Origin of the sequence: Mesorhizobium sp. M4A.F.Ca.ET.020.02.1.1 (genome assembly GCF_004022645.1) — a bacterium.
Taxonomy (GTDB): domain Bacteria; phylum Pseudomonadota; class Alphaproteobacteria; order Rhizobiales; family Rhizobiaceae; genus Mesorhizobium.
Map to the genome: position 1 here is coordinate 1 of NZ_RZOI01000138.1, position 10561 is coordinate 10561.

7 protein-coding genes and 5 pseudogenes are annotated in these 10561 nt (G+C 62.7%); 4 read left to right on the top strand and 8 right to left on the bottom strand.

The annotated features are described in order from the left end of the window. Together EN742_RS11830 and EN742_RS11835 are read left to right on the top strand one after the other, a co-directional pair. The coding region (locus tag EN742_RS11830; protein ID WP_245492298.1) for a glutamate synthase-related protein at positions 1 to 1408 on the top strand (1408 nt) is incomplete at its 5' end. Between the two features lie 144 nt (positions 1409 to 1552). Next, a complete protein-coding gene (locus tag EN742_RS11835) occupies positions 1553 to 3007 on the top strand; it encodes a glutamate synthase subunit beta (RefSeq protein WP_023798073.1) in 1455 nt (484 codons plus the stop codon). Positions 3008 to 3077: 70 nt separating this feature from the next. Here EN742_RS11835 and EN742_RS39310 read toward each other — a convergent pair. Beyond that, a pseudogene (locus tag EN742_RS39310) lies at positions 3078 to 3268 on the bottom strand (DUF459 domain-containing protein); the annotation flags it as partial. Between the two features lie 355 nt (positions 3269 to 3623). On the opposite strand from EN742_RS39310, the pseudogene EN742_RS11845 reads away from it, so the two are divergent. After that, a pseudogene (locus EN742_RS11845) lies at positions 3624 to 4142 on the top strand (hypothetical protein); the annotation flags it as partial. A gap of 377 nt (positions 4143 to 4519) precedes the next feature. On the opposite strand, the gene EN742_RS11850 reads toward EN742_RS11845, so the two are convergent. From EN742_RS11850 to EN742_RS39320, 3 genes are all read right to left on the bottom strand, one after another. Continuing rightward, entirely contained in the window at positions 4520 to 4828 is a 309-nt protein-coding gene (locus EN742_RS11850; RefSeq protein WP_236473435.1) for a helix-turn-helix domain-containing protein, read from the bottom strand. A gap of 62 nt (positions 4829 to 4890) precedes the next feature. After that, on the bottom strand, positions 4891 to 5469 hold the full coding sequence (locus tag EN742_RS39315; RefSeq protein WP_245455197.1) for an extracellular solute-binding protein: 579 nt from the start codon (positions 5467 to 5469) through the stop codon (positions 4891 to 4893). Beyond that, positions 5426 to 5812: a hypothetical protein gene (locus EN742_RS39320; protein ID WP_245455261.1), complete on the bottom strand. Its 387-nt coding sequence runs from the start codon at positions 5810 to 5812 to the stop codon at positions 5426 to 5428. The genes EN742_RS39315 and EN742_RS39320 overlap by 44 nt, the downstream gene beginning before the upstream one ends. 695 nt (positions 5813 to 6507) lie before the next feature. Between EN742_RS39320 and EN742_RS11860 the strand changes: the two are divergent. Beyond that, positions 6508 to 7329: pseudogene (locus tag EN742_RS11860) on the top strand (class I SAM-dependent methyltransferase); the annotation flags it as partial. A gap of 440 nt (positions 7330 to 7769) precedes the next feature. Here the strand turns inward: EN742_RS11860 and EN742_RS11865 are convergent. The 4 genes and pseudogenes from EN742_RS11865 to EN742_RS11875 form a co-directional block, all read right to left on the bottom strand. After that, on the bottom strand, positions 7770 to 9200 hold the full coding sequence (locus EN742_RS11865) for an FAD/NAD(P)-binding protein (protein ID WP_091600474.1): 1431 nt from the start codon (positions 9198 to 9200) through the stop codon (positions 7770 to 7772). Beyond that, positions 9197 to 9667: an LLM class flavin-dependent oxidoreductase gene (locus EN742_RS40225; RefSeq protein WP_348629116.1), complete on the bottom strand. Its 471-nt coding sequence runs from the start codon at positions 9665 to 9667 to the stop codon at positions 9197 to 9199. The genes EN742_RS11865 and EN742_RS40225 overlap by 4 nt, the downstream gene beginning before the upstream one ends. Next, positions 9576 to 10370: pseudogene (locus tag EN742_RS11870) on the bottom strand (LLM class flavin-dependent oxidoreductase); the annotation flags it as partial. The gene EN742_RS40225 and the pseudogene EN742_RS11870, both read right to left, overlap by 92 nt. Positions 10371 to 10402: 32 nt before the next feature. Then, positions 10403 to 10561, bottom strand: a pseudogene (locus EN742_RS11875) (SfnB family sulfur acquisition oxidoreductase); the annotation flags it as partial.

The following is a 10561-nucleotide window of genomic DNA, read 5'->3' on the forward strand; positions in this document are numbered from 1 at the left end:
CGCCGGCAGCCCGTGGGAAATGGGCCTTGCCGAGACGCACCAGACGCTGGTGCTCAACGGCCTCAGGTCGCGCGTCGCGCTGCAGGTCGATGGCGGCCTGCGCACCGGCCGCGACGTCGTCATCGGCGCGCTGCTTGGCGCCGACGAATTCGGCTTCTCGACCGCGCCGCTGATCGCGGCCGGCTGCATCATGATGCGCAAGTGCCATCTCAACACCTGCCCGGTCGGCGTCGCGACGCAGGATCCGGTGTTGCGCAAGCGCTTCAAAGGCACGCCGGAACACGTCATCAACTTCTTCTTCTATGTGGCGGAAGAGGTGCGGGCGCTGCTCGCCGAGATGGGCTACACCCATCTCGACCAGATCATCGGCGACACCGAACTCCTGGAGAAGCGGGCGCTGATCCAGCACTGGAAGGCGCGCGGGCTCGATTTCGGCAAGATGTTCTTCAAGCCGGATGCGCCGCATGAGGCGGTGCACTGGACCGAGCGGCAGAAGCATCCGATCGACGACGTGCTCGACCGCAAGCTGATCGAACTCGCCAAGCCGGCGCTCGAAGCCCGGCAGCCGGTCAGCATCGAGCTGCCGATCCGCAATGTCGACCGTTCGACCGGCGCCATGCTGTCGGGCGAAGTGGCAAAGCGCTTCAGGCACAAGGGCCTGCGCGAGGACACGATCTCGGTGAAGCTCAACGGTACCGCCGGCCAGTCCTTCGGCGCCTTCCTAGCGCGTGGGGTTTCGTTCGAGCTGGTCGGTGCCGCCAACGACTACGTCGGCAAGGGCCTGTCGGGCGGACGCATCGTCATTCGCCCGCCTGAGAACACGAAGATCGTCGCCGCGGAGTCGATCATCGTCGGCAACACGGTGCTCTACGGCGCGACCGAGGGCGAGGCCTATTTCTGCGGCGTCGCCGGCGAGCGTTTTGCGGTTCGCAATTCGGGCGTCGCCGCCGTCGTCGAAGGCGTTGGCGACCATGGCTGCGAGTACATGACCGGCGGCATTGTCGTCGTCATCGGCCAGACCGGCCGCAACTTTGCCGCCGGCATGTCGGGCGGCGTCGCCTATGTGCTCGACGAGGTGGGTGATTTCGCCGAGCGCTGCAACATGGCGATGGTCGAACTGGAACCCGTTCCCGAAGAAGACGACCTGATGGAGAAACTGCTCCATCATGGCGGCGACCTCGATCACAAAGGCCGCGTCGACGTGTCCGGCGACATGACCAGCCATGATGAGGAGCGGCTCTATCAGCTGATCTCGAACCACGTCCATTACACGGGTTCGGTGCGCGGCCGCGAGATCCTCGACAACTGGGCGACTTTCCGGCCGAAATTCCGGAAGATCATGCCGGTCGAATACCGCCGCGCGCTGATCGAAATGGAACGCATGCGCATGGGCGTTGCGGCGGAATAGGCTTTGGGATTTGCCGGGAAGCAAAGCTTCCCGGTCGATGCCTTCATCAACAATCCTGGCCTCGGACTGAAGGTTGCCATGGCTGCCTTATGAGGTTAACGGGTGCGTCGTCGAGCGCGCCATCTGGACAGCAGGGACTGGACTATGGGCAAGGTAACAGGGTTTCTCGAGATCGACCGGCAGGTGCACAAGTACCAGCCGGCTTCCGACCGCATCCGGCATTTTCGCGAGTTCACGCTGCCGATGTCGGACAAGGAGGTCGAGAAACAGGCCGCGCGCTGCATGGATTGCGGCATTCCGTACTGTCACGGGCCGACCGGCTGCCCGGTCCACAACCAAATCCCGGACTGGAACGACCTCGTCTACAATGGCGACTGGGACAATGCGATCCGCAACCTGCATTCGACCAATAATTTCCCGGAATTCACCGGCCGCATCTGTCCGGCACCTTGCGAGGAAGCCTGCACGCTGAACCTCGAGGACATTCCGGTCGCCATCAAGACGATCGAGCAGGCAATCGCCGACAAGGCCTATGAAACCGGTCATATCCGGCCCTATCCGCCGGAAAGGAAAACCGGCAGGCGCGTCGCAATCATTGGCTCGGGGCCGGCCGGCATGGCGGCCGCCCAGCAGCTTGGCCGCGCCGGTCACGACGTTCACGTCTATGAGCGCGAGAGCCGGCCGGGCGGGCTGATGCGCTACGGCATCCCCGACTTCAAGATCGAGAAGCACTACATCGACCGGCGCATCGAGCAGATGCAAGGCGAGGGCGTGAGCTTCCATTGCGGGATCAATGTCGGCGTCGACAAGCCGGTGGCGGAACTGCTCGCCGAATATGATGCGGTGCTCTATTGCGGCGGTTCGGAAACGCCGCGCCCGGCCAACATTCCCGGCGACGATCTCGATGGCGTGCATGACGCGATGCCTTACCTGGTGCAGCAGAACAAGCGCATCGGCGGCGAGCCGATCCAGTCGGTGGCGTGGCCGTCGCCGCCGATCGTCGCCGGCGGCCAGCATGTCGTCGTCGTCGGCGGCGGCGACACCGCGTCCGACTGCGTCGGCACCGCCTTCCGCCAGGGCGCCGTTCGTGTCACCCAGCTCGACATCCGGCCGCAGCCGCCGGAAAAGGAGGACAAGCTTTCGGTCTGGCCCTACTGGGCGACGAAGATGCGCACCTCGTCCTCGCAGGCGGAAGGCGCCGAGCGCGAGTTCCAGGTGGCGACGCTCGAATTCATCGGCGAGGACGGCGCGTTGACCGGCGTCAAATGCTGCGAGGTCGATGAAAAGCGCAAGCCGATCGCCGGCACGGAATTCGTCATCCGCGCGGATCTGGCCTTCATCGCTATCGGCTTTGCCGGGCCGGCCGCGGTCGGGCCGGTGTCGGAGCTGGCTGGCCAGATGAAGATCGCCATCGACAGCCGCCGCTCGAACAACGTCGAGGCCAATGATCGCGACTACAAGACCAGCGTCGAAAAGCTCTATGCAGCGGGCGATGTGCGCCGCGGTCAATCGCTGGTCGTCTGGGCGATCCGCGAGGGCCGTCAGGCAGCGCGTTCGATCGACGAGGCGCTGATGGGATCGAGCGTGCTGCCGCGCTGAGACCGTTTGGAAACGCTACTCCCGCGGCCATCTGAGGGCGCTTTGCCCTTCAGGTGTCCCGGGGGCAGGTTTACGGACTGATCGCCGTGGTCGTTTCGGTTGTGGCCGCGGCCGCAGGCTGCCGCCTTGGCGGCCAAGAAAAATCGTCGGCGCGGCCGGGCGAAGCAGCGGGCGCCTTGCCCTCGACGACGAATTTTTCACCGGGCCCGGCTTGGCCGGCGCTGCGGCACCGAGGAGTTCCGAACCGCCGTCGAGTGCCGGTGATTTCGAGTCGGCGTCGGTAGCCGGGGCGGCGGCCTCAGTCTTTTCGTTCGAGGGTGGACTACGCTACTGGCCCAGTACCGGCAAGCATCGAAGGACCTTTACAATCATAAAGGTACGTCACCGGTCTCGCGGCTCACCTATGACGATCTAGACGCGCATTCGAGTGAAGTCTTCTTCAACGCGATCCACAATCCGACTGGCATTTTCGTAAAGGCCTCCTCGGTGCCGGCGGCATCAGGGAGGGTTTTCTCATGACGAGGACTTCTTACGGAAATGGGGGGGCTACTCAAACACATTCAGTGATCAGCGCGGGGGCGGCGTCAGCTATTTCACCGCCGATCTTGGATATAATTTCTTGAACGCGCCGCGCTACCGCATCGGTGCTTTTGTTGGCAACAATTTCTGGCACGAGAGCTACGACGCTTTCGGTTGCACGCAGCAGGCGACCAACTGGAGGACCTGTGTGCCAACCGTCCCGACCTACGTCAACCTCATCAGCCAGGACAACGATTGGCATTCGCTGCGACTCGGCTTGGCCGGGCAGACGCAACTCACCGCGCGACTCAGCCTTTCTGGTGACGTGGCGTTCCTCTTCACGCGGCTCGACGGCAAAGATCAGCACCACATGCGCCCCAAGATCAAGCTAATTCCCGAAGACGGCGATGGGCATGGCGTCCAGCTCGAGGCGGTGTTGAACTACAAGGTCACGGATTTGTTCAACATCGGCGTCGGCGCCCGCTACTGGGCCGTGGCGAATAACGGCACGGCTCATTTCGAAGAGGCAATGGGCGGTCGTGGTTCCCCGCAGGCCGACGATTGGAAGGCAAAGCGCTACGGCGTGTTCGTGCAGGCTAGCATCAAGTTCAACTGAGAGAGCAAGAACCGGGGAGAGCGGCGATGCCACTCCAGCTCATTACGATCATTGGATCAACAGAAGGAAGTTTTCCGAAGAGTTCTGCAGGCGTGCGCAAAGTCGCCAGACAAAGTTCTCTGGTCCATAGTGTACGTGCCGTCACGCCCGTTCTCGACATGGTTGAATGATACGTTTCGCGCGATAGATCAAAGTCGTTCTTCATTGGTTTTCCGGAAATCGCGGGAGCACAGCGTGCAGTGACCCTCGGCTGCTGGTTTTCTGTCAACGCGCAGATGAGGGAGAATGAGCGTACAGCAAAAATCATCAGTGCTGTCGCTTTCGCCAAAGCCCGCCGCAGCTAAACGGGGCCCCACGTCCGGTAGCGCCCCTGCCGGTCACCTCACGGATGCCGAGTTCGGCACCAGCCCGAGCGCAGCGCGCTGGCTAATTTTCAGCTCGGCCGCGACCAGACCTGCCGACACCAGCGGCCGCGCCAGCACCAGCTCGATCAGCGCCGGCAGGCTCGAGTTTTTGCGCCGGTTCCTGAGCCGGCGCTCCATCTGGCTTTTGGCCAGCGCCTGGATGATTGCAAGGCTGAAACAGTCGATGGAACGCCCCTCCAGCGAAGCCGAACCGGACGAGGCGCGCGCGCCAGGTCCTTCGGCTGCCATCGGCACGCTGGGTTTAAGTGCTTGGGGTGACACGGCGTGATCTCCGCCGTTGGCGGGAACAGGGCAGTGCAATAGTACTGCCCTGTTCCTTTTGATCAGAGGCCAGTGCGGATTTCTTCGGCAAGCGCCCTCAACGTCGTCTCGACGTCATCGCCGTTTACCATCTTCTGCATCGCCACGGCCCATGCGTTCATGGCTTCGCCGAAGCCGACACGCGGTGTGAAAGCCAGCGCGGCGTGGTCCTGTGTCTTTTTGAAGCTGTCAACGAAGTTGTTGAACTCGGGCTGCGAAGCGTACTTAGTCCAGGTGTCGTCCTGCCAGGTCGACGTGCGCGGCGGATTGACGAGCTGGCCGGCAAGGGCACCCTTGAGCGCCACCTGCTTGGAGGTGGCCCACGGGATGAACAGCCAGGCCGTGCCCTTCTTTTCGGAAGCCGCGTTCATGGCGAGAGCCCAGATCCAGATGTTAGAATCGAAGCTCGTGGCGCTCGGTGCGTGCAGCGGCGGAGCGAAGGCGATCTTGCCGGATGCCGGCTTCCCCGCAACATCGTTCCAGAAGCCGAACATATTTGAGTCGATCGCCATCGCGGTGCGGCCGGAGGAGATGCCGTCCACGAACTCGTACCAGTTATCATTGGCGAAGGAAGGAGCCGCGCACTTCTTGATCATGTCCACGTAATCCTTGTGGAACGCGATCGATTCCGGCGAATCCAGACCCGTGTCGAGCTTGCCGTCCGTGACGACAAAATCCGTGGACACCGTAGGAGCGGGCGATCGAGACTGCGGCGGTGTGGATACTGCTCCAGAAACGCACGCCTCGCACCCCCAACGGCGTGATGGAAGGATCGGCGGCTTTGAGTTGTTCGCACGCCTTTGCCATTTCCGGCGGAGACGTCGGAACCGCGATGTTATACTTCTCCAAGGTATCCTTGCGGTAGAACAGCTGGATGTTCTCAAATGCATGCGGGATTGCCCAGATCTGGCCGCCCTCCCCCGTTGCGATCTGACCGGCTTCCATCTTCCAGGTAAGCGCCGCACGCAGGCTCGGGAAGGAGTCGTTGTAGTCGTATCCAGCATCGGGTAAAAACGGGTAACCGGCACTTAAAGGCGTTGTAGTGTCGCCACCAGAAATACTGCTCCGTGGTGCTGGCCTTTGCGTGGGGGCGCAACACGGCAACTACCCGCTCAAAACGGTTGGTCCTCTACCTCTTATTCACCGTCGCTTTCCTCGCGGCCTAACCCGGCCGGAATATCCGTTGCCAGAAAAAGGCCTCGCGGCCGGTTCGAGGCGCATCCCTCCTCCGAAGCAGCACGCTCAAGTATCGTCACAAGCCCCGAGCGCTTCGCGTTCGGCGATGTCCAAATTCCGACAATGTCGGATACAGTCAGATCTACTGGATTGCGTTTGAATGGTTTTCTCATTTGGCACAGTACATGCGGGTCATCCGCAAAACACGTGACCGACCAACAAGAATTCGCATGATCACCTTACCACAACATACAGCCGCCTCGGAACAATCATTTGGCCCCTGATCGCCCGCCCCGGCACCACAACCGGAGTCATCGATGTTCTGACGGGCTGCCCTAGGATACCTGCTGCGACAGGGCTTGCCCTGGTGACGACCACTCCGGCTCCGCCGGTTACCGACGAGGGCAACGTGACGGATTTCCTGCTTTTCAACGGCATGGAGGTGGCTGTCATTCCCGACCACCGAAGCGAGCGACAAATTCTATCTCAACGCCGAGCAAGAGCTGGTGTTCGCCGATGAAGACAGCCCGGCCTTCATGGCAGGCGCATTCGAGTTCCTGTCCGCGCTGTGGCTCGATGAAGAAAAGGTGAGGCAGGCATTCCAGTCCGGCAAGGGCGTCGGGTGGCACGATCATAGCGCGTGTCTGTTTCGCGGTACGGAACGGTTCTTCCGTCCAGGCTACAATGCCAATCTGATCGACTCCTGGCTGCCGGCCTTGGAGGGCGTCGTCGAGAAGCTCGAACGCGGCGTGGACGTCGCGGATGTTGGATGCGGTCATGGTGCATCGACCGTGCTCATGGCACAGGCCTTCCCCAATTCGCGCTTCGTCGGCTTCGACTATCATGCCCCTTCGATTGAGCGCGCCCGCAAGGCGGCCGAGGTAGCCGGCGTCGGCGTCAACACGCGGTTCGACGTCGCGGCCGCCAAGAGCTATCCCGGAACCTATGACCTCGTCACATTCTTCGATTGCCTTCACGACATGGGCGACCCGACGGGCGCCGCCACCCATGTCCACGGATCGCTCAAGCCGGATGGCACGTGGATGATCGTCGAGCCGTTCGCGCATGATCATCTGGCGGCGAACCTCAATCCCGTCGGACGCGTTTACTATGCCGCTTCCACGTTCGTGTGCACGCCCGCGTCCGTGTCGCAGGAAGTCGGGCTCGCGCTTGGAGCCCAGGCCGGTGAGGCGAGGCTGCGCAAGGTGGTGACCGGTGGCGGCTTCAAGCGATTGCGTCGCGCCGCGGAGACACCGTTCAACATGGTGCTGGAGGCCCGCCCTTAGCGTGGCCGTCGCCAGAAATTGCAGCTCATCGCATTTGATGAAGATCACCGCCAAAATCCGGACGCATCGGGCTTTTCAAGGCGTCTGGGTTCACGCAGAGGTCGCTGCCGAGCCGCCTTCTCTAAACCACTGAAGTCGATGTCCGGCGGCAGATTCTTTCCCTCTCTGCGGCCACAAGGCGAGCAGCCTCGCTGTAGGCGTCTTCCCGCCCAGTGCTTTCTCGACCCGCCGCGGTGGGCTGATCGTCTCGGATCGTCATCAAAGCGGTGGACGCCGGTGCGAAGTCTGGGCATGGAGATCGGCACCTCCGAGGTCGAGCGGATCTGCTAAAAGCGCCAGGAGCGGCACGCGACCAGTGGCCTATTTACGACACGATGGGCTTCCACCTTCGCAATACGCTCGGTGAGTGTCATCTGGATAGCCTCATCGTGTTTGCAGCTTCACGACGCCTTACGACGCAACGCCGTTTGGTATCCAAGCCATTGGTGGATTTCAGCGGCTATACGCTCGGCATGCGCGGTGACTTCGGGAATTCCCATCAATTCGCCAACGCTGCCGCGCGCCAGCGGCCCGCTGACGAAAATGCTGTCGGTCGGTCGGCCGGAAGTGCTGACCGCACGGCCTTGGCTGTCGGTCGCCAGGCCAAGGCCAATCGGGTCTAGCCGGACCAGTCCCATTCGCCCGAGATCGGCAATTGCTGTGTTGGTCCGGAAAATATCGGCATGCGCCGGCCCGGTCGTGACGACCACCCTGTCGAACGTCTCGGTTGTCTGAGTGGGTTGGCGCCTTGGCCGCAGCGTGACCCGAATGCGCCCGTCGACCTGCTCGGCGCCGACGATCGATGCGGCGCGATAGGCGAGCATGCCTTCGGCAACGCGGCGATCGAGCACGTCCGCGACCTGTGGCGCGATGCGGAAGCGATGCACATCCCACAGCGTGCGCAAATGGCGCACGAGGCGGCGTTGCTCGTCGAGCGGCAGGGCCTGCCAGATGATTTGTCCCTGACGTCGGACGGCATCGAGCACCGGGTGCCAGTCTTCGCCCCGACGCTTGGCATCTAGGATCGTGGCCCGGATGCGTCTGAGCATCACTGTTGCGCTGCGTGAAGGCAGACTGATGAAATCACCAATCGGGTCGCCCGGGAGCACCGCGTGGCTGCGCGAACGATAACCATGACGTGACAGCGCGACGATGCGGCTACGATGCCCATTGCGGTCCAGCGTGGCAATGATATCCGCCGACGTCAATCCAGTGCCGACTACGAGCACTTGGTCGTCGCGGCCGATCGCTTGCAGCCCTCCGAGATCATAGGGATTGGCCACCAGCCGGGCAGCAGCAGCCACAGACCGCAGGGCCGATGGCAAGGCCGGTGGCGGATGCGTCGCCGCAATCACTAGGGCGTCGGCTGCGAGCGTCCTTCCATCAGCGAGAATCAGGATGTAGCCCTGGCCACTAAGCTCGACTGACGCGACGGCGGACCTGACATGACGGATCACTTTGCCGAACAGAAAGGGTTGGAGATAAGATTCCACGTAGCGCCCGAAAACGCGTCGTTGTGGGTAGAGTGCTCCATTTGCGGCAATAGCCTCGGCATCGTCGAGAATCGCGCCGGTCTGCTCCAGCCAATCGGCAAAGTGGCTGTCCTGGCCGGAGATCAGCGTCATTCTCGACGCCGGCACATTGATGCGGTGTGAAGGATCGGCCGTCGAGTAGGCCAGACCATAGCCGAGCCCCTCTCTGGGCTCGACGACCACGATATCGGCAGCACCGGCGGGCAGCAGCCGCGCAAGATGAAACGCGGTCGCCGCACCGGAAAAGCCGCCACCGATGATGGCTACGACCGGTCCCCTGCCCAAGTCTCTGGCGCTCAAGACTGACTCGCGCGCAGTGCCGAAGGCCGATGGTCGCCGGCCACCGTTTCGCCGAACGGTCCCATGTTCACTGCCGTCGGGCGCGTCGAGATTTCATGATCGAGCGGCAACAACGGCAACACCAGTTCGCCAAACCGATAGGCCTCCTCCAGATGCGGATAGCCGGACAGGATAAAGCTATCGATGCCAATGCGCCGGTATTCGTCGATCCGTTCCGCAACTGTCGCCGCATCGCCGACCAGGGCGGTGCCGGCGCCGCCGCGCACCAGGCCAACGCCAGCCCACAGGTTCGGACTGATTTCGAGCTTGTCGCGGCGGCCGCCATGAAGCCGGCTCATGCGCGACTGGCCGACGGAATCCATGCGCGCGAAAACCTTCTGCGCCTCGGTTATCGTGTTGTCGTCCAGGCGGCTGATCAGGCGGTCGGTCGGCCCAGGCCTCATGATTGGTCTCGCGGACGATGACATGCAGCCGGATGCCGAAGGTCACCTGGCGCCCGGCTTTCTCGGCAAGACCGCGCACATGGGCAATCTTTGCCGCGACGTCCGCCGGCGGTTCGCCCCAGGTCAAATATTTGTCGATCTGTTCGGCGGCGACCGCGTTAGCGGCATCGGACGAGCCGCCGAAATAGAGCGGCGGATGTGGCGTCTGCACGGGCGGAAACAGTAGGCGACCGTCCTCGATACGGAAGTGCTTGCCTGCGAACGCTACGGTCTCGCCGCGAAGCACCGCCTTGTAGATGTCGAGGAATTCCCGCGTCACCTCATAGCGCTCGTCATGGCTGAGGAAGATGCCGTCGCCCTTGTTCTCGACCGGATCCCCGCCGGTGACGACGTTGATGAGCAGCCGTCCGCTGGAAATGCGGTCGAGCGTCGAGGTCATGCGCGCGGCTAGCGTCGGCGATTGCAGGCCCGGCCGGACGGCGACAAGGAAGCGAAGCCGCTGCGTCAGCGGTGCCAGCGCCGACGCCACGACCCAGCTATCTTCGCAACTGCGTCCTGTCGGCAGCAGCGCGCCATAGTAGCCGATGGCATCGGCGGCTTTCGCGACTTGGGTGAGATAGGGCAAGTCGACCGCCCTGCCCCCCTCTGAGGTGCCGAGATAGCGGCTGTCGCCATGAGTCGGCAGAAACCACAGGACCTTGATCCTGTCGGGAGTGGCAATGCTCATGAATGGTCCTCTGTGATTTGGAGGCGCTTCGCTCAGCTCCAGGCATGGAGCGGCGGATTTACGTCGTTGAGGTAGTAGTTGCCGAGGATCGCGTATTTCCAGCGCACCGGATCGTGCAGCGTGTGGGTGCGGGCGTTGCGCCAGTGCCGGTGGAGATTGTGCTCGGCCAGCGTCGGGCGTGTGCCGGCGAG

Bases quoted from the DNA above. Each gene is read 5' to 3' on its own strand.
- EN742_RS39320 (WP_245455261.1), bottom strand. From the start codon at position 5,812: ATGGAAGCCGGTCAGATCGCAACGGGGGAGGGCGGCCAGATCTGGGCA.
- EN742_RS40225 (WP_348629116.1), bottom strand. From the start codon at position 9,667: ATGTCATCGTCCGCGAGACCAATCATGAGGCCTGGGCCGACCGACCGC.
- EN742_RS11835 (WP_023798073.1), top strand. From the start codon at position 1,553: ATGGGCAAGGTAACAGGGTTTCTCGAGATCGACCGGCAGGTGCACAAG.